Annotated in this window: 20 protein-coding genes; 5 read left to right on the forward strand and 15 right to left on the reverse strand. The window is 56.7% G+C overall.

Features of this window, described 5'->3' with window-relative positions:
- Positions 1–103 precede the first annotated feature (103 nt).
- The 15 genes from FEF65_RS06760 to rlmN form a co-directional block, all read right to left on the reverse strand.
- Entirely contained in the window at positions 104–799 is a 696-nt protein-coding gene (locus FEF65_RS06760; RefSeq protein ID WP_138239040.1) for a M48 family metallopeptidase, read from the reverse strand.
- Between the two features lie 3 nt (positions 800–802).
- Positions 803–1,675, reverse strand: coding sequence for an Hsp33 family molecular chaperone HslO (locus tag FEF65_RS06765; RefSeq protein ID WP_138239041.1), 873 nt, complete (start codon positions 1,673–1,675; stop codon positions 803–805).
- Positions 1,654–2,289 carry an HAD family hydrolase gene (locus FEF65_RS06770; RefSeq protein ID WP_138239042.1) on the reverse strand — a complete coding sequence of 212 codons (636 nt, stop codon included), beginning with the start codon at positions 2,287–2,289 and terminating at the stop codon, positions 1,654–1,656. Before FEF65_RS06770 ends, FEF65_RS06765 begins: the two co-directional genes overlap by 22 nt.
- Positions 2,286–3,155, reverse strand: coding sequence for an aminotransferase class IV (locus FEF65_RS06775; RefSeq protein ID WP_138239043.1), 870 nt, complete (start codon positions 3,153–3,155; stop codon positions 2,286–2,288). The genes FEF65_RS06770 and FEF65_RS06775 overlap by 4 nt, the downstream gene beginning before the upstream one ends.
- Position 3,156: 1 nt before the next feature.
- A complete protein-coding gene (locus FEF65_RS06780) occupies positions 3,157–4,386 on the reverse strand; it encodes a D-alanyl-D-alanine carboxypeptidase family protein (protein ID WP_138239044.1) in 1,230 nt (409 codons plus the stop codon).
- Positions 4,380–5,252 carry an RluA family pseudouridine synthase gene (locus FEF65_RS06785; RefSeq protein WP_138239045.1) on the reverse strand — a complete coding sequence of 291 codons (873 nt, stop codon included), beginning with the start codon at positions 5,250–5,252 and terminating at the stop codon, positions 4,380–4,382. Before FEF65_RS06785 ends, FEF65_RS06780 begins: the two co-directional genes overlap by 7 nt.
- Positions 5,249–5,815, reverse strand: coding sequence for an LOG family protein (locus tag FEF65_RS06790; RefSeq protein ID WP_238701236.1), 567 nt, complete (start codon positions 5,813–5,815; stop codon positions 5,249–5,251). Before FEF65_RS06790 ends, FEF65_RS06785 begins: the two co-directional genes overlap by 4 nt.
- Positions 5,808–6,605, reverse strand: coding sequence for a septal ring lytic transglycosylase RlpA family protein (locus tag FEF65_RS13735; protein WP_138239046.1), 798 nt, complete (start codon positions 6,603–6,605; stop codon positions 5,808–5,810). The genes FEF65_RS06790 and FEF65_RS13735 overlap by 8 nt, the downstream gene beginning before the upstream one ends.
- Before the next feature lie 2 nt (positions 6,606–6,607).
- Positions 6,608–7,666, reverse strand: coding sequence for a lytic murein transglycosylase (locus tag FEF65_RS06800; RefSeq protein ID WP_138239047.1), 1,059 nt, complete (start codon positions 7,664–7,666; stop codon positions 6,608–6,610).
- Positions 7,667–7,764: 98 nt separating this feature from the next.
- Complete coding sequence (locus FEF65_RS06805) at positions 7,765–8,157, reverse strand: hypothetical protein (protein WP_138239048.1); 393 nt, start codon at positions 8,155–8,157, stop codon at positions 7,765–7,767.
- 26 nt (positions 8,158–8,183) lie between these two features.
- Positions 8,184–8,861: a protein-L-isoaspartate O-methyltransferase family protein gene (locus FEF65_RS06810; RefSeq protein ID WP_138239049.1), complete on the reverse strand. Its 678-nt coding sequence runs from the start codon at positions 8,859–8,861 to the stop codon at positions 8,184–8,186.
- A gap of 180 nt (positions 8,862–9,041) precedes the next feature.
- Positions 9,042–10,085, reverse strand: coding sequence for a helix-turn-helix domain-containing protein (locus FEF65_RS06815; RefSeq protein WP_138239050.1), 1,044 nt, complete (start codon positions 10,083–10,085; stop codon positions 9,042–9,044).
- Positions 10,082–10,846: a tetratricopeptide repeat protein gene (locus FEF65_RS06820; RefSeq protein ID WP_138239051.1), complete on the reverse strand. Its 765-nt coding sequence runs from the start codon at positions 10,844–10,846 to the stop codon at positions 10,082–10,084. Before FEF65_RS06820 ends, FEF65_RS06815 begins: the two co-directional genes overlap by 4 nt.
- Positions 10,843–11,715 carry an S-methyl-5'-thioadenosine phosphorylase gene (mtnP, locus tag FEF65_RS06825; protein ID WP_138239052.1) on the reverse strand — a complete coding sequence of 291 codons (873 nt, stop codon included), beginning with the start codon at positions 11,713–11,715 and terminating at the stop codon, positions 10,843–10,845. The genes FEF65_RS06820 and mtnP overlap by 4 nt, the downstream gene beginning before the upstream one ends.
- Complete coding sequence (gene rlmN / locus FEF65_RS06830; RefSeq protein ID WP_138239053.1) at positions 11,712–12,812, reverse strand: dual-specificity RNA methyltransferase RlmN; 1,101 nt, start codon at positions 12,810–12,812, stop codon at positions 11,712–11,714. Before rlmN ends, mtnP begins: the two co-directional genes overlap by 4 nt.
- A 174-nt stretch (positions 12,813–12,986) precedes the next feature.
- On the opposite strand from rlmN, the gene FEF65_RS06835 reads away from it, so the two are divergent.
- The 5 genes from FEF65_RS06835 (at position 12,987) to cas7c (ending at position 19,522) form a co-directional block, all read left to right on the forward strand.
- Positions 12,987–13,946: a helix-turn-helix transcriptional regulator gene (locus FEF65_RS06835; RefSeq protein WP_161595198.1), complete on the forward strand. Its 960-nt coding sequence runs from the start codon at positions 12,987–12,989 to the stop codon at positions 13,944–13,946.
- 100 nt (positions 13,947–14,046) lie between these two features.
- Positions 14,047–16,251 (forward strand): CRISPR-associated helicase Cas3', encoded by a 2,205-nt coding sequence (cas3, locus tag FEF65_RS06840; protein ID WP_138239055.1) that lies wholly within the window; start codon positions 14,047–14,049, stop codon positions 16,249–16,251.
- Between the two features lie 7 nt (positions 16,252–16,258).
- On the forward strand, positions 16,259–16,924 hold the full coding sequence (cas5c, locus tag FEF65_RS06845) for a type I-C CRISPR-associated protein Cas5c (protein ID WP_138239056.1): 666 nt from the start codon (positions 16,259–16,261) through the stop codon (positions 16,922–16,924).
- Positions 16,921–18,648: a type I-C CRISPR-associated protein Cas8c/Csd1 gene (gene cas8c / locus FEF65_RS06850; RefSeq protein WP_138239057.1), complete on the forward strand. Its 1,728-nt coding sequence runs from the start codon at positions 16,921–16,923 to the stop codon at positions 18,646–18,648. The genes cas5c and cas8c overlap by 4 nt, the downstream gene beginning before the upstream one ends.
- Positions 18,641–19,522, forward strand: coding sequence for a type I-C CRISPR-associated protein Cas7/Csd2 (gene cas7c, locus FEF65_RS06855; protein ID WP_138239058.1), 882 nt, complete (start codon positions 18,641–18,643; stop codon positions 19,520–19,522). Before cas8c ends, cas7c begins: the two co-directional genes overlap by 8 nt.

Genomic DNA, 19,522 nt, shown 5'->3' on the forward strand with positions numbered 1-19,522 from the left:
ATCCTTTTGTCCTGCATGGGGCGTTCATCACTGCATTTTACGGCAAGCTGCTGACATATTGCTGCAGACCGGCCGTCCATTCGCCGGATTCATCAGCGATTCCCTAAAGATCCAGTGACAGACCGTGCACTTTCAGCCAGTTGCGGGCGTCGCGATAGTCCGGGCAGAATCGTTCGACCTGTTGCCAGAAGGCGCGCGAGTGATTCGGATGGGGCAGGTGGCAGAGTTCGTGGACGATGACATAATCGACCACCGCAGCCGGTGCCATGATCAGGCGCCAGTTGAAATAGATGCGTCCATCCGTATGACAACTTCCCCAGCGGCTGCGATAGCTTTTAATACCGACCAGAGACGGGGTATAACCGGTGATGCCGGCATAATGAGCCACCCGCTGGCGCATATATTCACCGGCCTGACGCTTATACCAGGCTGTGAGCAGCGGGCGCAGCGTATGCTCATCGGCTTCGGCTGCCGCCGGCAGATGGGCTGAAATCTCCTGCTGGTCAAAGGTGATGCGGGCCCGCCGCTTGCCTTCAACGATGCGCAGCAGAAACGGCTGATCCAGCAGGGTGAATGATGCGCCGGCATGGAATCGTTGCGGTGAGGCTTGAGTGCGCACATGGCTGTTAAAGTGAAGCTTGCGTTCGATCCACGATTTTTTGCTTTGCACCCAGCTGTGAATGCTGCTTAAAGGTGCTCCCGGCGGGGCCAGGACCTCAATACGGTTGTCCGGATGAATGACGATGCTGGTGGTCGTGCGACGGGGGCGCCGTACGATCTGATAGCTGAGTCCGTTCACCGGTTACTGTAATCTTGATGGCGTGACGCTGTGGGCAACAGCGTAATGGTTGCCGCAATACTGGCATGTCACGGTAATATGACCGCTGGCATCGACCAGCTCATCCAGCTGTTCTGCCGGGATTGCGCGCAGACTTTCCGCCATCATGGCCGGACTGCAACCGCAACGGTAGCTGTAGTTGTCGCTGCCAGCCTGGCGGCAGTGCAGGCTGTCAAAGTAAGCGAGCAGGGCTTCCGGTGTCTGTTCAGCCATGGCCGAGGCCGGAATTTTTGCCAGCGCCTCCACGGCTTTGAACCAGTGCTCTTCGTCGCAACCGGGCATGGCTTCGATCATGATCGCCAGATCATCATGCAGGACGATATCGGCACGAATCTGTACGGATTGGGCCAGATAACGGACGATATGGTCGGCAAGGTAGGGGGAGTCGTGTTCCACCGTGGAGATGTAGGGCTGGCCAAAGCCGGGATCACGTACAGTCGAGAGACGAATGGTGCTGCCCATACGGGCGGCAAGAGATGGTGCATCCGGTTCAGCGTTGCTGTCGTTGCGGTTGATGTAGCCGCGCACGGCGCCCGGCCGTGTTTCTGCCAGAAGTCGTTGCCATGAGGCACTCTTTACCGTTGCATCCAGCTGCAACACCTGACGTACACCGCCCTTGCTGATCGAAAGCAGCAGAATCGATGAGAGCAGGGCCTGTCCGAAAAGCAGACCATCGGCCGCATCAAGGCGGTGCATGCTGGCGGCTGTTTCAATGATCTGTTTGCCCCTGATGATGGCGCCGCGCGTAAATGCGTCGGGCAGGAGGAAGCGGATCAGTTGATCGCCCGCCTGCTCTGTCGGATCAGATGCAGTGGTTAACTGTGATGGATGAGCCATTGATGTACTCCGGTCAGGGAATCGAAGCAGTCATGTGCACCGGCTTCGGTTAATTCAGTTGCGGTAAAGCCGTCACACAGGCCAAGTGCCCGACTGCCGGCGCGACAGGCAGCCTTCATATCGGCGACGCCATCGCCAACCATGACCGTGTGGGCAGGATCCACCTGCAGTATGGAGCAGGCCAGCAGCAGCGGGGTCGGGTCCGGCTTTTCCGGCCGGCCGGGAATCTTGCCGACCACGGCCTGCACAAGGTCGGTCCAGCCAAGCACCTCCAGCTGGGCCTCGGCGCGCGACTGGGACTTGCTGGTAACAATCGCACAGGGGATGGCACGCTCATTCAGCCAGTGCAGCAGGTTCTTCGCCCCATCCAGCGGGGTGATGCGATCGAGGTAGTCTTCATCGTGAATTTCGAGGAAGCGGGCACCGGCCTCTTCCCGGCGCTCACCAAACAGGGCAATCATGCTGCAGTCGCCGCGTCCGGTATGTCGCTTGACCTCCTGATCAGTCATGGTGGGCAGGCCGAATTCGACAAAGGTCTGATTCAGGGCGCGAATAATCGGCGGGAATGCATTGACGATGGTGCCGTCCATATCGAGAAGTACACCCTTGATCATGGTTGTTGTGTTGCTCCTGTGCGTAATTGTTCAAACTCTTCCAGCATCCACTGGCGCAGGGATGTGGCGACAGGGCCGGGGTGGCCACTGCCGATGATCTGCTCATCCACCCGGCAGACCGGCATGATGGCATCGGTTGTACTGCACATCATGCATTCACTCAGGCCCGGCTCGTTCAGTTGCCAGGGACGCTGCTCAATCGCAATGCCGTGGCTTACGGCAAGGCGCAGCGTCATCCGCCGTGACATGCCATCAAGGATATGGTGGTCCAGCGGATGCGTGACCAGTACCCCGTCGATGACCGCCAGGCAGTTACTGGCACAGCCTTCCAGCATATGGCCATGTTCATCCAGCCAGAAACACTCATCGGCTCCGGCCCGGGCCGCCTCAAGCTCACCCAGTACACTGGCCAGCAGTGCGATCGATTTGATATCACATCGCTGCCAGCGCATATCCCGCAGGGTAATGGCATATGCCCCTTTTTCGATCTTCTCCTGCCCGGGTTCCGGCAGCTCGCGGGCGGTGATGACTAGCGTCGGCTCGATCGGCTCCGCCGGATGATGGCTGCGCGGGCTGATGCCACGGGTGATCTGAATATAGATCATCGCATGGGGAAACGGATTGCGGGCGTAAACCTCTGCAATCAGCTGTTCGATCTCACCCATCGGACGGGGAAGCCGGATAGCGACCGCATCACATGAGCGCTGCAGGCGGGAGAGGTGGGCATCCAGATCAAGAAAGGCACCGGAGAAACAGGCGATAACCTCATAAACGCCATCGGCAAACTGAAAGCCCCGATCCTCAATGTGTACCACTGCCTGCTCAAGGGGAACAAAATGTCCGTTGACCCATGCGGTCAGTGGCATGTTATTTGGCTTCGCTGTTGCCGGTTACGTTTTCAATCGCATCGCTGTTATCACGCATCCACAGGCGCAGCCCGTCCCACTGGCGACTGATCCATGAGGCCTGTCCGACAGAGGCGGCAGCCACCATCGGGAAGGAGCGAATAACATTCACCTTGCCATCCTTGCCGGTGATGATGGCGTCAATAACCCCCAGCTTCTGATCTTGGCGGATCGGGGCCTTCAGCGGTGCATCATAACGCAGGCGGAAGGAGAGGGCGCTTTCACTGCCCTTGGGAACGGTCACCCAGATATCGGTCGTTGGTTTCAGCCAGACGTGATCTTCTGTGCCCTCAAATACCTCCACCTGACGACGGATATCCCGTTCGGCCGGACGCAGGGTGACAAAGTGGTTGAAACCGAACTTGAGCAGGGTGGCAGTTTCCTGGGCGCGTGCACGATCCGATTTTGTGCCGAATACGGCTGCAACAAAGCGGGTGCCGGCTTTTTCAGCTGAGCCGACCAGGCAGTAGCCGGCTTCCTGTGTATGGCCGGTCTTGATGCCGTCCGCCTCATTGAAGGTCCACAGCAGGCGGTTGCGGTTGGGTTGCACATGGCCGTCAAAGGAAAAATCTTTTTCGCCGAACAGTTTGTACTGATCCGGATAGTCACGCCAGAGGGCGGCGCCCAGGGTGGCCATGTCGAGAGCGGCTGATACATGCCCCTCGGTCGGGAAGCCGGTGGCATTGGCAAAATGGCTGTGCAGCATGCCCAGCTCCCTGGCCTTGGCATTCATGCGCTCGGCAAAGGTCTCTTCACTGCCCTCCATATGCTCTGCCAGTGCGATGCAGGCATCATTGCCTGAGAGTGTGGCGATGCCGTGCAACAATTCTCCCACCTTGGGGTGCAGGCGGGGCTCAAGAAACATCGTGCTGCCACCGATTTTCCATGCTTTCTCACTGACCGAGACCCGGGTATCCAGTGACAGGCGTCCCTGTTTGATTGCCTCAAAAGCAAGATAGAGGGTCATCATCTTGGTCAGGCTCGCCGGCGGCAGTGACTCATCACCATTATGGCTGGCAATGATCTGTCCCGAGCGAGCATCGATCATGGCCCATGCCCGCGCATCCAGCTTGGGAGACTCCGGCCAGTCCGATGCCTGAGCGTAAGCGTTGGTTGCAAATGGTAACACCAGAAGCAGCGTGATCAGCCTGAACACTCCATGTATGCTGAACGTTGATTGTTGTTTTACCATTGCCAATCCTCCTCGGGGGGGCTATTCCATTGTTTTGTTTCCGGCAATGCCGGCGTGCTGATGCACAGGCTGTCGGCATGTAGCATCAGACGGGGATGAGCTCTGCCGCCATAGCGGCTGTCTCCGAGAATGGGACATCCTAGAGCACAAAGATGGACGCGCAATTGATGGCTGCGACCTGTATGGGGAATCAACCCTATCAGGGCGCGGTTACCGCGTCTCTCAAGAACGGTCGCTTCACTGTCGCAGGCACGACCATCGGGAGTTACGTGATAGCGGCCTTCAGCATCACGTTTGGCACCGATCGGCAGTTGAATACGCTGCCTCTCCCATGCCGGGGCCGGCTCAACGACAGCAAGATAGTGTTTGCTGACGGCCGTATGCCAGTGCGCCTGCAGTTGCTGCAGTTGCGCCGGACTGGATGAAAAAAGCAGCAGTCCGGAGGTGCCGCGATCAAGCCTGTGTACGGGTCTGAGCAGCTCGGTCTGAGCCGGTGGCAGGGCCAGATGACGGGCGAGCTCGTCGGGCAGGGTGCCACGGCTGCGGTGCAGTGCCTCCTGGGCATACTGTCCGCACCTTTTATGAATGAGATAGAGAGGCGGCTGTTGCCAGATCAGCTGCTCCGGAACAAATGGCGTCAGTACTTCATCATCCAGCAGTACGATTCGGAGGCGGTCGTTGCAGGCCAGTTTGCGCCCGGCAGTGCGGCAGCGTTTGCCGTTGAGGTAGATCCCCCCCTCATCAATCGCCCGGCGGATGCGGCGGCGGGAAAGGGGGAATATCTCTGCCAGCCCCTGATCCAGACGCTGGCCGGCAAGTGCTGCAGTTGCCGTACCTTTCAGGTCCATATAGCCCGCTTTACTCATCGACGGAACCTCTCTTTATAGCCGGCAAGCGCCTGCAGCACGTCTGTGTGGGTGTGGCAGATCTGCATGCAATCAAAGGCGCGATCGGTGGAGAGCTGCAGCTGCTCTGCAAGCGTGTGGATCACCGGTTGCCACATATCGCCGTAGAGCAGCAGCGGCCTGGGCTCAAGTACCCGGATCGCGATCAGATCCCAGGTCATGGCCAGCTCCGCCAGCGTTCCAAGGCCGCCGGGTAATACGATCCATGCATCCGCCTGCTCAATGAGATGGCCCATGCGTTCAAAAAAATCGGCAGCTCGAACCTCTTCGCTCAGGCTGTTGCCGGGCGGGGTGGGGAAGCGCTCCAGCGTAATGCCGCGCACATGGCCACCACCGGCATCCATGCCCTCAGAGAAGGCGGCCATCATGCCCTGGTGGCCGCCGGTCATGCCATTCCAGCCGGCCTCACCGATAGCTCTGGCAAGTCGCGAAACATCCGCATAGGCGGGTGAGTCAGCTGCTGTGCGCGATGAACCGAAGGCCGCCAGGCGGGGGCGGTTGTCTGTATTTGCCAGCTTATTCAATGATCACCATCGGGTTATTGAACCCCTCCTGTTTGAGTGCCTGTAGCGTCTGTTCGATCATCTGCATATGGTTATAGGGGCCCAGTCGAACCCGATAGAAGGTTTTATCGGCCGCTTTGAATGGCATCAGTCTGGTTTCAGGGTGACGCGGCAACAGCATGGCCTGTTGGCGGCGGGCATTTTCCTGAGAGCTGAATGAACCGAGCTGGACAAAAATATTGCCTGTGGCAGCCGGTGGTTGTGGTTGTGGCGGAGCCGGGCGCACGGGCGGTGTTACTGCAATATTGGCTGGCGGCAGCGGAGCCGTAGCCGGAATATCCAGCGTTTGCACCCGTACGCGGGCGGTGCCCTGTTTATCAAAGGCGAGCTCTTTTGCCGCAGCGTAGGACAGATCGATCAGGCGGTCCTTGACGAACGGGCCGCGATCATTGACCCGCACGATCAGGGAGCGACCGTTATCCAGGTTGGTGACGCGCACCAGTGTGGGCAGTGGCAGGGTTTTATGCGCGGCTGACAGGCTGTGCATGTCATATTGCTCGCCATTGGCTGTGGCCTTGCCATGAAAATCACGGCCGTACCATGAGGCAATACCGGTTTCATCGTAGCTGACATCTGCCTGCTGAATCGGGTTATACCAGCGGCCATCCACCATATACGGATTGCCGGTCTTGCGAACACCACCCTTGCCGTCGGGCAAGCGGGGGGTATCGGCTGTCGGCACAACGGGTGACTCACGGTCGACGGGTTTGGCGCAGCCTGCCAGCAATGCAATCGACAGCAGGGCTGGCATGATCAGGTGACGGCGAATGACTGACCTCCGAGCATGGCGGCAACCTCGGTCGCGGCCATGGCATAATTGTATGAGCGGTTCCAGCGTGTGGTGACGTAGAAATTATAATGGACCAGTGCAAAGCGACGGCCCTGTGGTGGCTGCATGTCGATCAGGGTGACCTTGTCATCATCCTGCCATTGCGGTGGCAGTGCAGGCAGTTGCCGGCGCAGGCTGGCAAGCGTCACCCACTGATCGAAGCCTGCTTCTGCATGCGCCTGCAGTTGCGGGATCACCGGTAGCCAGTGGGCGCACGGACGCCCCTGCTGCCAGCCATGCAGGTGAAAATAGTTGCCGACACTGGCGATAATATCGGCCGGAGAGTCCCATACATTGCGGTGACCATCACCATCGGCATCGACTGCATAGGCGCGATAGGATGACGGGATAAACTGGGTGGTGCCAAAGGCGCCGGCATATGAGCCGAGCTGTTGTGTTGCATCCAGGTGCTCTTCTCTGGCCAGCAGCAGGAATTCCCCCAGCTCCTTGCGGAAAAAGTTGGCCCGGCGAGGGAAGCCGGTGGCAAGGGTATAGAGCGAATCGACGATACGATCCTTGCCCCGGTGGCGGCCGTAGCGGGTTTCCATGCCGAGAATGGCAGCAATGATCTCTTTGTCGACACGATAGCGCTCTTCCACCGCAGCAAAGTGTTGTTGCTGTTGATGCAGGTAGTCACGGCCCATTTTTTCCATGCTATGGCCCAGAAACAACGGCCTGTACTCGGCATAGGAGCGGGACTCATACGGTGTGGTGATCTGCCTGATGATGGCGGGGGTGAACGTTGCGTGGCCGAGCATGCTGGCGACGTAGCTGACCGGCAGCCCTGTTTCAGCGGCTACAAGCCGGATCAGTGTTTCCCGATCCACCTGCTGGTGCGGATGTTTGATCGCAGCGGCGACAAGCGGGGAGGGCAGGCACAGGGTGATGGCCGCAAAGCCCGCGCCGCGCAACAGCGTGCGTCGCAGAGGGTTGGCAATGGGTTGTTCGCTGTCCGCTGGACAAGGTGCCTGGAGCAACTGCATGGCGGCCATGCTAGCGGCGAAAGGTGGTGAGAGGTAGTCCTGTCAGAAAACAGCAGGAAAATTCGGTTGTGTACACCTCTGTGCGATGACGGTGAGGTCTATTTCAGGGCGTTGTTGTCAGCATCGATGCCGAAATAAAAGGCCCGCTCCGCCATGCGTACTGTACGGGCCCGCTCGCGTTGCTGCTGTATTCTGGCCTCTCTGGCCAGATCGGGGGTCAGTGCAGGGGCATGCCAGCTGTTGTTGATGATAACAACCGGTTGCAGGGGGACGGGCATCGGGGTGGCAGCAGCCAGTTGCGGCTGCCAGACAGGCGAGGGGGCGTCGGCCACATCGCTGTTACGTTCGCTGGTGCCGGCTGACTGAGGCAGATCAGCCTCAGTGTCGCGGGCAGCGCTGGTCTGTGCTGACGTGCACTGGGCTGATGTCAGCAGTACCACCAACAGCAGCAGCGGGGTATATGCTGCTGCAGGTCCGGATCCTCTATGCATGGGAATGTGATCGAATGCTTTGGCTATCAGAAAACAAACTGACGTGTTGCCGGCAGTCCTTCCATATCCAGCAGCAGGGTCTCAAAAATGCCGATCTGCTGCCATGTCTGGCGTACCTTTGTTCTCATCACAAGAGAAAGGACCGGGTTCTGGCCAAGGAAGGCAACCAGCTTGCCGCCATCATTCAGCATGGCTTCGATATGGGCCGGGATGCTCTGCAGGGCGGCACCGAGCACAATGGCATCAAACGGCTCACGCATGGCCGGGTTTGCTGCCATGGCAGCTGGATCCATTGCATTGATGGTCAGGACGCTGGCGTTGCTGACACCGTGCTGTTCAAGATTGCTGCGGGCGGCCTTCGCCAGTGCATCGTGAATCTCGCAACTGACCACCTCTTTGGCCTGCATGGCAAGCATGGCAGTGAGGAAGCCGGTACCGGTGCCGATTTCAAGTACCCGCTCGCAACCGGTCAGGGCCAGATGCTGGATGATATTGGCCTCCTGCAGCGGGCTGAGCATCTCCTGATTACACGGCAGCGGAACATGACCCTCCATATAGGCGAGGCTTCTTACATGTGCCGGGGTGAAGTTTTCTCTCGGCATGGACTCGATCAGGTCAAGCGTGGATGCATCCAGTACCTTACAGCAGCGGATCTGATGATCCACCATGTTTTTGCGCGCAAATTGAAAGTCTGTAACGGTCATGTGACGGCTCCCTCCCCAAAGGTGTCCTGTGCGGTGTGATGAATTGTATCCGCTGAATCACGATATTGCGCAGTAATTCAGCACGTTATGCTTCCGATGCTGGCAGCCAGCAGAGCGATGAAGGCACAGCAATATGCAGTCGCTTCAGATAAATAGCAAGTAACAACCCGGCTTGCCGGGTCAGTTCGGTATCTCGATACGATGGTCGCGCAATACCTTTTTGCCATCACCGAGGCTGCCGGTTTCTGCCAGCAGCCTGCCATCCACCCAGATGCGCAGCGATGGTGCATTGCCGCAGGTCAACCACAGGGCGCTCACCGGCTGAGTGATGCGTACCTCTCCGCCTTTATGTAGCAGGACCTCTTTAATCAGCTTGCCTTTGCCGCGATTCACCGCATCCGGCAGCGAAATTTGCATCCAGACCGCACCATCCACGGCCTCGAATCGATAGGTGTGGGGCTGATCAGCGACCCGGTCAGGGCTGGCTGCTGCCATATCGATCTGCTCTTTGACCACCACCGGCTGGATGGCATCGGGAATGGCTGCCCGCGCCGTGGTCGGTGCTGCTGCCGGTGTTGCAACCGGTTCAGTCGGCGTGCTGACCGGGACGGCGTCGGCTACGGCAGGGGTCGTGTCGCCTGTCGCGCTGTCATCGCGGGCAGGAGTGCTCTCTTCCCTGTCTGCTGTGGCAGTGGTGTGGTCGCTGCCCTGGTATTCATCCTGATGGATGGGGGCGTTATCATCGCGGCTGACGTCACTGCTGTTGTCTGACGTTGAAAAGCCCTGGTAAACCATGTTGAAGGCCAGCATCAGCACAAGAAAGCCGCCCGCCGAAAGCCAGGCCCAGCGCCGTGATGGTGCAACCGGCGGGTCGGGAAACGTCAGGGGGCGTGTCAGGGCATAGGTGCTGCTCTTCAGTCGCTCGATATCATCACTGAGATCAATGCCGAGATAGGTGCTGTACTGACGCAGGAAGCCCATGGCATAGACGCCTTCAGGCAGGATCGCCCAGTTGCCGTTTTCAAGTGCTTCAAGGTGTTTGCGCCGCAGCTTGAGCTTGCGGGCCGGGTCCTCCAGCGGTTCACCTGTTGCCAGTCGTGCCGCTGTCAGTTTCTTGCCAATGCTGATCAGCAGCTGCTGACGCAATTCGGCCGGATCAACCGGTGGCGCCGGTTGTTCGCGTCTGGTTTTTTTGGCTGTCTCTTGCTCGATTTGATCTTTCATGGGGTAGGCAGCCTGTTGATCTGTTCAATCGACCATGCGCGATCAGCAACCGATTCGCTCTGTTTGCTGAAATGGTTCAGATAACGTTGGGCATCATCAATTTTGTGCTGTGCCACCAGTACCTGTACCAGACCTGCGACGGTGTCGCGGCTTTGTGGCTGAGACTGGATCAGGGCTTCGTAGAGGGCCTGGGCCTGCAGCAGGTCGCCGGCGGCGGCATAGGTATCAGCCAGGCGGAGATTGGCCAGGTTATTCGCCGGGTTGAACTGCAAGGCCTGCCTGAACGCATCGATCGCGGCCGGGTAATTTTTCTGGCCGGCCATGGCATTGCCAAGGTTGATAAAGGCGAGATCCTGGTTGGAGTAACGAGGGTCATTGAGGGCCGTGCGGGCAGCTTTTTCCGCTTCATCATAGCGGTTGAGGCGGTTGAGCAGGCTGGCATAATTGTTCTGTGTTGCTGCGCCGCCACCCTGGCGCAGGGCCTTGAGATAATAGCTTTCCGATTTGGCCATGTCGCCGCGCATCAGCCATGCATAGGCCAGTGCATCCAGCACTTCGGGCTGATCCGGACGTATGGAGTCGGACTCCATCAGTTCGTCAAAGGCTTTGGGGAGCAGTCCCTTGCCGAGCGCATCCACACCGATCTGGTAGTGCAGGCTGGCGAGTTTGTCGCGATGGGCGGTATCCTGAGGCGTGGTGGTGACACAGGCCGCGAGGGTTAACAGGGAGGTAAGGGCAACAAGCCGGCAGTAGTATTTCACAGCAGTCGCGCTACCAGAGCATGCACAGGGCGGATGGCATCATCGTCGAGAGAGGAAAGGTCGGCAAAAATCCCCTGTTCAAGGGCCTCGCGACAGCCACAATGGCAGGTCGACTGCTGATAGCCGGCAAAGAACGCATGCAACATCGCTTTTGCGCGGGTGACGTTTTGCTGCATCACTTCAACAATGGACTGAACCGAAACATCCTCTTCCTGACCATGCCAGCAGTCATAATCGGTGCACATGGCGACGGTGGCATAGCAGATCTCCGCCTCACGGGCGAGCTTCGCTTCAGGCAGGTTGGTCATGCCGATTACATCCATACCCCAGCTGCGATACAACTCGGATTCGGCGCGGGAGGAAAACTGCGGTCCCTGCATCACCAGGTAGCGGCCGCCCTGATGGGTGGTGATATCGGCTTTGCGGCAGGCTGTGGCCAGCTCTTCGCGCAATTCATTGCAGACCGGGTCGGCCATGGAGACGTGAGCGACAATCGGGCCATCGAAAAAGGTGCTTTCGCGGCCATGGGTGCGATCGACAAACTGGTCGACCAGTACAAATTCCCCGGGGTGGATGTGTTTGCGCAGGGAGCCGACGGCGGAAATGGAGATCAGGCGATTTACACCGGCCAGTTTCATGGCGTAAATGTTGGCGCGATAGTTGATTTTGTGCGGTGGTATCGAGTGGTTTCGGCCATGCCTTGGCAGGAATACAATTTCCTGATTACCGATGCGTGCGAGCACCAGCTCATCGGACGGTGCGCCGTATGGCGTATCGATCGTAAGGGTATCGAGTACTTCAATACCGTCGATATGATACAGCCCGCTACCGCCAATAATGCCGGTGCGGTGAGGGGTAAGCCGACTCATGAAACCTCTCTTGTCTCCGCCTTGAGTTGCCCGCATGCGGCCATGATATCCTGTCCGCGCGAGCGCCTTAGAGTGGCACGAATGCCTTTTGAAATCAAGTCTTGCGCAAATTTGCTCATGTGTTCCTTCGGCGTTCCGCGATAGGGACTGCCAGGATAGGGGTTGAACTGGATCAGGTTGATCCGTTCACGCTCCGGGTTCACAAAGCGTCTGAGAGCAGCAATATCCTCAGGCTGATCATTGACGCCATCGAGCAGCACATACTCCAGTGTAATATGGCGCTGGGTTGGCAGCGGGTAGTTGTCGAGGCAGTGGCGCAGCTGTGTCAGCGGGTATTTGCGGTTGATCGGGACCAGCACATTGCGCTTGTCATCCATGGCCGCATGCAGCGAAATGGCCAGGTTGACCGGATGCACCTGTCCCAGCCGGTCAATCTGCGGGATCAGACCGGAGGTGGAGACGGTAATCCGTCGCCTGGACAGCTTCAGACCATCTTCATCCATCAACAGGGCCAGGCTGCCATGCACTCCCTCCTCATTGGCCATCGGCTCGCCCATGCCCATATAGACGATATGGGTGACGCCATCGTGCAGGTCGCCGGTCATCGGTTCATGCAGCAGGTCGGCCTTGATCATCAGCACCTGGGCCACAATTTCTCCCGGACTCAGGTTGCCTTCAAAGCCCTGTGTGCCGGTATGACAGAAGGGACAGTCCAGCACGCAACCGACCTGGGAAGAGATGCAGACCGTGCCGCGCTTCTCTTCCGGAATAAACACCGCTTCTACCATTTTGCCGGCCAGGCGGGGGCGGTTGAGGGCAAATACATATTTGCGTGTACCATCACGGGAGCACTCTCGCCGGACCAGTCTGAGCGGCTGGCACATCAGCGAGCTGCTCAGGCGGTCGCGCAGTGCCTCGGGAATATTTTTCATCTCGACCGGATCAAGGATGCCCTTGTTGCGCCAGTCCAGTACCTGTTTGGCGCGGAACTTCGGCTGTCCCCAGGCCTCCATCAGATGCTGTAGCGCAGGCAGTGTTAATGCGCTCAGTTGTACAAGATCCTGTGAAGCGGGTTTGGTTACCATGGTTTCTGTCATGTGCGCAATTGTGACAGAGAGTTGCAGTGCGGCATAGTGAAAGGGGAGGAGGGGGCGGAGGGTAAAAAAAATGGCCATGTCACATTGCATATGGCGAATTGCTGCTACAATGGGGATTTTGATGGGGAACGGGTGCGATGCAGTAACGGGCTGTGGTCGCACAGGGGTTGGGAAATGGATAAATTTGATCGTATTTATGCATTGCACCGGATGTTTACGGCGCGCCGTTATCCGGTGTCATTGCAGGCAATGTGTGACGAGCTGGAGTGCTCTGCTTCCAGCGTCAAGCGCTTGCTCGGAGAGATGAAGGACATTCTCGGTGCGCCCATACGAAGCCAGCGCGGCGTCGGCTACAATTACGACCGTGATGTCGCTTTTGAGTTGCCCGGCGTCTGGTTTAATACGCAGGAGATGCTGGCACTGCTGGTCATGCAAAGGGCTGTGGCAGGGATTGGTGATGGTTTCCTCAATGAAGAGCTGGGCAAGTTTCAGCACAGGCTGGAAAAAAGTCTGGGCAGGGTCTCATCCTCGGCATTAAAGGAGCTGGCCAGAATCCGTATTCCCGATTTTGGACGCAGGAGCAAAGAGCTGCCCCTTTTTCCCGAACTGACAGGGGCGCTGTTTGAGCGTAAGCGGTTGCGGGTAGTCTATAACAGCCGCAGCCAGAATGAGTCCTGTGAGCGCGAAATTTCGCCGCAGCGACTGGTCTACTACAAAAATAACTGGTATCTCGATCTCTGGTGTCATGAGCGACAGGCACTGCGTATCTTTGCTGTGGAACGGATGGTGTCAGCCACCGTACTGACAGAAGCGGCACTTGATATCGACGCTGAAGAGCTTGATCGCAAACTGACCCGTAGTTATGGCATTTTCGGCGGCGAACCGGATGCTCAGGCGCACCTGCGCTTTACCGCCAGAGCTGCCCGCTGGGCGGCAGAAGAGGAGTGGTTTCCCGATCAGGAGGTCAAGCCGCTGGCGGATGGTCGATATGAAATATTGATTCCCTATGGCAATCCCACCGAGCTGATTATGGATATCTGCCGCTATGGCCCGGAAGTCGAGGTGCTGGCTCCGGCCTCGCTGCGCCAGGCCGTCGCCGATCATCTTCGCAAAGCTGCAAATCAATATGCTTAAGTACCGAGTTTTAAGACATTCAGCTGTCAGGCTGTGGCGCATGGTCACAGACTTTTCGAAATATTATCAGGCACTCGCTGGTGCAGTGAGGTGGATGTTGATGGCTAGTACCAAATATGCAGCTCATATTAATGAGGCGAAAGAAATTCACCATCTTGAGGAGCATCTTCTGAAAGTGGCTCACAAGGCTGCCGGATATGCAGAAGCGTTTCATTCGGAACTGTGGGCTGAATTAGCTGGGCGTTGGCATGATCTGGGTAAGTATTCAGCTACATTCCAGAAGATGATTTATGAAGCCAATGGGATGGATGCGCATGTTGAACCGGAGACTTCCGGTCCTCGCAATCACTCATCAGCGGGCGCTTTATACGCGGTCGAAAAACTGGGAGTTGCCGGACGTGTTTTGGCCTATCTGATCGCCGGACATCATGCGGGGTTGCCTGATTGGTTTAAGGTCGATGCGCCGGGGCAGGCATTGGGCGAACGTTTGCAGGAAAAGGAACACCTTGAAGATGCGCGCAAAGCCGATATTCCATATGAAATTCTGGCTGGAGCAACACCGACTCAAGCACCGGTTGGTGGCAGTGATGGTTTCGCCCTTTGGGTACGGATGCTGTTCTCCTCACTTGTCGATGCAGACTTTCTCGATACCGAATCGTTTTATGACCCGGACAAGGCAGGGCAGCGAGGCAACTATCCGTATCTCTGCGACTTAAAGTGCAAGTTCGATAACCATATGCGAGTGATTTCGGCAGAGGCTGACGATACAGAGGTGAACCGAATTCGCGCAGGAATCCTTGCCGACTGCCGTCGTGCCGGTTTGAAGGGCTCGGGCATTTTTTCGCTGACCGTACCAACCGGCGGAGGCAAGACGCTCTCCTCGATGGCCTTCGCATTGGAACATGCGGTGAGACATGGCAAGTCACGAATCATTTATGTGATCCCATACACCAGCATTATTGAGCAGACGGCTAATATTTTTCGGGGAATATTCGGTGACAGCGTGATTGAGCACCATAGCAGCCTCGATCCCGATAAAGAAAACCACCGATCACGTCTGGCATCTGAAAACTGGGATGCGCCGATTGTGGTGACAACCAATGTACAATTTTTCGAGTCATTGTTTGCCGCACGCACCAGCCGTTGCCGCAAGCTGCACAACATTGCCAATAGCATCGTGATACTCGATGAGGCTCAACTGATGCCACCAGAATTTCTGAAGCCTATTCTCAAGGTGATGAATCTGCTGAGTGAGCATTATGGCGTAACCTTTGTAATTTCTACCGCAACACAGCCGGCGTTGGGATCAATGAAAGATCCGTTTGGCAGAGTGTCGCTGGATGGGTTGGATGATGTGAAGGAAATCATTTCTGATCCGGATGAGCTTTATAGTCAGCTTGAGCGCGTGTCAGTGAAAATGCCGGATGACTTTCAGCAACAAAACAGCTGGGAGGATATGGCATCAGAAATTGGTGCTTATGAATCTGTATTGGCCATTGTGAACACCCGGCAGGATGCGCGTGAACTGTATCGTCTGATGCCGGAATGCACGATTCACCTCTCTGCATTGATGTGTGGCGAGCACCGCTCGCAGGTGATTGCCGAAATCAAACAACGTTTGAAATCAGGGCTTCCGACGCGAGTGGTTAGTACGCAATTGGTTGAAGCCGGTGTTGATCTCGATTTTCCGGTGGTTTATCGCGCCATGGCTGGGCTGGACTCGATTGCGCAGGCTGCGGGCCGTTGTAATCGCGAAGGTAAGTTGCAGGAGAAGGGGAAAGTCGTGGTATTCGTGCCACCGAAGCCAGCGCCAGTCGGGCATCTGCGTCGTGCTGAAACGACTACGGTTTCCCTGATGAGTGGCTACAAAGGCGATCCCTTGGCGAGGGGGAACTTCAAGCGCTTCTTCGAACATTTTTATGACAAGTGCGAATTGGATAAAGAGGGCATTGAAAGCTTGCTTTGCCCGGAAGCTGATTTGGCGGGTGTGCAGTTTCGCACTGCGGCTATGAAAATGCAGTTGATCAAAGATGCCGGTGTGCAGGTTCTGGTTCCGGCAAATGAGGAGAGTGAAGCATTGCTGGATCAGCTGAAGGTTACAGGCCCATATCGGGAACTGATGAGAAAGCTTCAGCGATACTCGGTCAATGTATCGCAATTCTGGTTCGACAAGATGAAAGCGCGCGGCGATGTGATCGAGATTCATTCCGGTATTTTTGCATTGGTGAGTCCGGCGCTTTATCACAGGGAATTCGGGTTGTTGCTTGAAGGCGAGCCAATGGCTGCCGAGCAGACGATTTGGTGAGGTGGATATGAAGAACTTTTGTCTGGAAGTGTGGGGTGATTTTGCCTGTTTCACCCGCCCTGAAATGAAGGTGGAAAGAGTCTCCTACGATGTGATTACGCCCTCCTCGGCGAGGGCGATTTTCGAGGCGATTCTCTGGAAGCCTGCGATTCGCTGGCATGTACGCAGGATCGAGGTGCTGGCCCCGATCAAATGGATCAATGTGCGGCGCAATGAGGTGGGCGCTGTTATTTCAGAGCGCAATGTCAAAACCGCGATGAATCAGGGCAAGGGCAACCTCGGGCTTAATATCGAGGAGGAACGACAGCAACGGGCGAGTCTATTCCTGCGCGATGTGAAATACCGCATCCATGCCGCATTTGAGATGACCGACAAGGCAGGTGATGGCGATACGTCGGTTAAGTTCTCCGAAATGTTCGAGCGGCGCGCCTCAAAAGGACAGTGCTTCAATCAGCCCTATCTCGGCTGCCGCGAGTTCTCCGCCAACTTCAAACTGGTGAACCCGAAAGAGGAAACCGCCCCATCAATCAGCGAATGCCGCGATTTGGGCTGGATGCTTTACGATCTGGACTACGGTGATCCGAAAGACCCGAAACCTCTCTTCTTCCGGGCTGAGTTAAAAAACGGAGTGATCGAAGTGCCGGCATTCGATAGCGAGGAGGTGCGCGGATGATTCTGCAAGCACTGGCTGAATATTATGATCGAAAAACAAAGGCGGGTGATGGTCTCGCCCCGGCAGGATTCGAAAACAAGGAGATTCCATTTGTTCTGGAAATCGATCGGAACGGGAGTCTGGTCCAGATCGAGGATACCCGCGAACAGGTCGGAAAGAAGAAGCGCGCCCGTTCGGTGTTGGTTCCGCAAGGCGTAAAAAAGACATCGGGTGTGGCGGCGAATCTGCTCTGGGATACGGTTGAGTATCTGCTTGGCGTCGATACGCGGGGTAAACCGGAACGCGTGGCCGAGCAGCTTGCGGCATTCAAAGGCCGCATCGCGCAGTTGCCGGGTGTTGAAAGCGATCCCGGCATCGAGGCGATTGATAAGTTCTATAGCTTGCTCGATCTGGACACGTTTGCCGCCATACCTGAATGGAAGGAGATAATCGAATCCAATCCGAATATGACATTCAGGTTGCAGGGTGACCGTGAACTGATTTGTCAACGCCCGGCTGTGATTGCTGCGATCCGGGCTATGGCGATAGGAGACATCTCAGGCAAAGGGCGCTGTCTGATTTCCGGTAAGGAAGATGAAATTGAACGCCTTCACACTGCCATTAAGGGTGTATGGGGGGCGCAATCATCAGGTGCGAATGTGGTTTCATTCAATCTCGATGCCTTCAACTCCTACGGCAAAACGCAAGGCCACAATGCTCCTGTCGGAAAAGAGATAGCCTTTGCCTATACCACGGCTCTCAATCACTTGCTTGGCAAAGATTCGGAACAACGTATGCAAGTCGGGGATGCCAGCACTGTATTTTGGGCCGAGAAACGATCTGATCTGGAAACAGCAGTGCCAAACATTTTTGGCGAATCACCGAAGGACGATCCGGACAGGCATGCTCGGGCTGTCGAACAGCTCTTCAATTCGGTTCAGAATGGTCGTTACACCCCTGATGACGGACATACCCGTTTTTATGTGCTCGGTCTTGCTCCCAATGCGGCGCGCATTGCCGTGCGCTTCTGGCATGTCGGCACGGTGGCTAATATGGCCGAACGCATCGTTCAGCACTTCGTTGACCTGAAAATCATGCACGGCCCGAAGGAACCGGAGTTTCTGTCGCTGTTCAGATTGCTGGTTGCCACGGCAAGCCTCGGCAAATCTGAAAACATCCCTCCCAATCTGGCCGGCGATTTCATGCGCTCCATTCTTGAAGGATTGCCGTATCCGCAGACCCTGCTTGGAGCTGCGATCCGGCGTATCAGGGCCGAACAACATGTGAACTATCAGCGCGCCGCACTGATCAAGGCGTGCATAAATCGCGCAACGCGCTACTCGAATTCGGAAATAAAGGAGGAACTGAAAGTGTCACTCGACGAAAACAACACCAATATTGGCTACCGGCTCGGACGGCTGTTCGCTGTGTTGGAAAAGGCACAGGAGGAGGCGAATCCGGGTATCAACGCGACGATCCGGGATCGCTACTACGGCTCAGCCTCCAGCTCACCGGTCACGGTATTTTCAACCCTGATGAAGCTTAACAAGCACCATATTGCCAAGCTGGGCAAAGGACGGGCAGTAAACCTGGAACGACTGACGGGCGAAATCGTTGCTGGAATTGCCGATTTTCCGGCGCACCTGCCACTTGCCGATCAGGGGCGTTTTGCCATCGGCTACTACCACCAGCGCCAGAACTTTTTTACCAAAAAATCAGAAGAGAAGGAGATGATCCATGAGTAATTGCATTCAAAATAGATATGACTTCGTACTGCTGTTCGATGTGCAGGACGGCAATCCCAACGGCGACCCCGATGCAGGCAATCTGCCGCGCGTCGATGCCGAAACCGGCAAAGGGCTGGTCACTGATGTCTGCCTCAAACGCAAGGTGCGCAACTATGTAGGACTTAAGCATGGCGAGAAGCCGCCTTACGAGATTTATGTGAAAGAGAAGGCCGTGCTGACCAATCAACAGGAGAAAGCATACATTGCGCTCGGGCTTGATCCGAAGGGCAAGGATGGCAAGCGTAAAGGCGGGGACGACGTGGATAAGGCTCGCGACTGGATGTGCAGGAATTTTTTCGACATTCGCACATTCGGTGCCGTCATGGGCTTGAAAGAGGCGAATTGCGGCCAGGTACGCGGACCTGTGCAGATCACCTTCGCCCGCAGTGTCGATCCGGTCGTCACGCTGGAGCATTCGATCACCCGTATGGCCGTGGCAACTGAGGCCGAAGCCGAGAAACAGGATGGCGATAACCGCACCATGGGCCGCAAGTTCACCGTGCCTTACGGTCTCTATGTCGCCCATGGCTTTGTCTCTGCATCGCTGGCAGGGCAGACAGGCTTCTCCGAAGGGGATCTCTCTTTGCTGTGGGAGTCGCTGAACAATATGTTCGAGCACGATCGTTCGGCTGCGCGCGGCATGATGGCCACCCGTAAACTGGTGGTGTTCAAGCATGAATCGAATATGGGCAACGCTCCGGCGCATGTGCTTTTCGACAGGGTGCAGGCAGAGTTGAAAGACGGCGTTACCGCACCAAGAAGTTTTGCAGATTATGACATCAGCGTGAATTCCGATAATCTGCCGAGTGGAGTTACGATTCTGGAGGTCTGA

Origin of the sequence: Mariprofundus erugo (assembly GCF_005818865.1) — a bacterium.
GTDB lineage: Bacteria > Pseudomonadota > Zetaproteobacteria > Mariprofundales > Mariprofundaceae > Mariprofundus > Mariprofundus erugo.

Excerpts from the sequence above, each read along its gene's own strand:
- FEF65_RS06765 (WP_138239041.1), bottom strand. The coding sequence starts at position 1,675 with ATGGCTCATCCATCACAGTTAACCACTGCATCTGATCCGACAGAGCAG.
- FEF65_RS06775 (WP_138239043.1), bottom strand. The coding sequence starts at position 3,155 with ATGCCACTGACCGCATGGGTCAACGGACATTTTGTTCCCCTTGAGCAG.
- cas7c (WP_138239058.1), top strand. The coding sequence starts at position 18,641 with ATGAGTAATTGCATTCAAAATAGATATGACTTCGTACTGCTGTTCGAT.
- FEF65_RS06785 (WP_138239045.1), bottom strand. The coding sequence starts at position 5,252 with ATGAGTAAAGCGGGCTATATGGACCTGAAAGGTACGGCAACTGCAGCA.
- FEF65_RS06835 (WP_161595198.1), top strand. The coding sequence starts at position 12,987 with ATGGATAAATTTGATCGTATTTATGCATTGCACCGGATGTTTACGGCG.
- cas8c (WP_138239057.1), top strand. The coding sequence starts at position 16,921 with ATGATTCTGCAAGCACTGGCTGAATATTATGATCGAAAAACAAAGGCG.
- rlmN (WP_138239053.1), bottom strand. The coding sequence starts at position 12,812 with ATGACAGAAACCATGGTAACCAAACCCGCTTCACAGGATCTTGTACAA.
- FEF65_RS13735 (WP_138239046.1), bottom strand. The coding sequence starts at position 6,605 with ATGCCAGCCCTGCTGTCGATTGCATTGCTGGCAGGCTGCGCCAAACCC.
- FEF65_RS06770 (WP_138239042.1), bottom strand. The coding sequence starts at position 2,289 with ATGATCAAGGGTGTACTTCTCGATATGGACGGCACCATCGTCAATGCA.
- FEF65_RS06800 (WP_138239047.1), bottom strand. The coding sequence starts at position 7,666 with ATGCAGTTGCTCCAGGCACCTTGTCCAGCGGACAGCGAACAACCCATT.
- cas5c (WP_138239056.1), top strand. The coding sequence starts at position 16,259 with ATGAAGAACTTTTGTCTGGAAGTGTGGGGTGATTTTGCCTGTTTCACC.
- FEF65_RS06810 (WP_138239049.1), bottom strand. The coding sequence starts at position 8,861 with ATGACCGTTACAGACTTTCAATTTGCGCGCAAAAACATGGTGGATCAT.
- FEF65_RS06815 (WP_138239050.1), bottom strand. The coding sequence starts at position 10,085 with ATGAAAGATCAAATCGAGCAAGAGACAGCCAAAAAAACCAGACGCGAA.
- FEF65_RS06805 (WP_138239048.1), bottom strand. The coding sequence starts at position 8,157 with ATGCATAGAGGATCCGGACCTGCAGCAGCATATACCCCGCTGCTGCTG.
- cas3 (WP_138239055.1), top strand. The coding sequence starts at position 14,047 with ATGGCTAGTACCAAATATGCAGCTCATATTAATGAGGCGAAAGAAATT.
- mtnP (WP_138239052.1), bottom strand. The coding sequence starts at position 11,715 with ATGAGTCGGCTTACCCCTCACCGCACCGGCATTATTGGCGGTAGCGGG.
- FEF65_RS06780 (WP_138239044.1), bottom strand. The coding sequence starts at position 4,386 with ATGGTAAAACAACAATCAACGTTCAGCATACATGGAGTGTTCAGGCTG.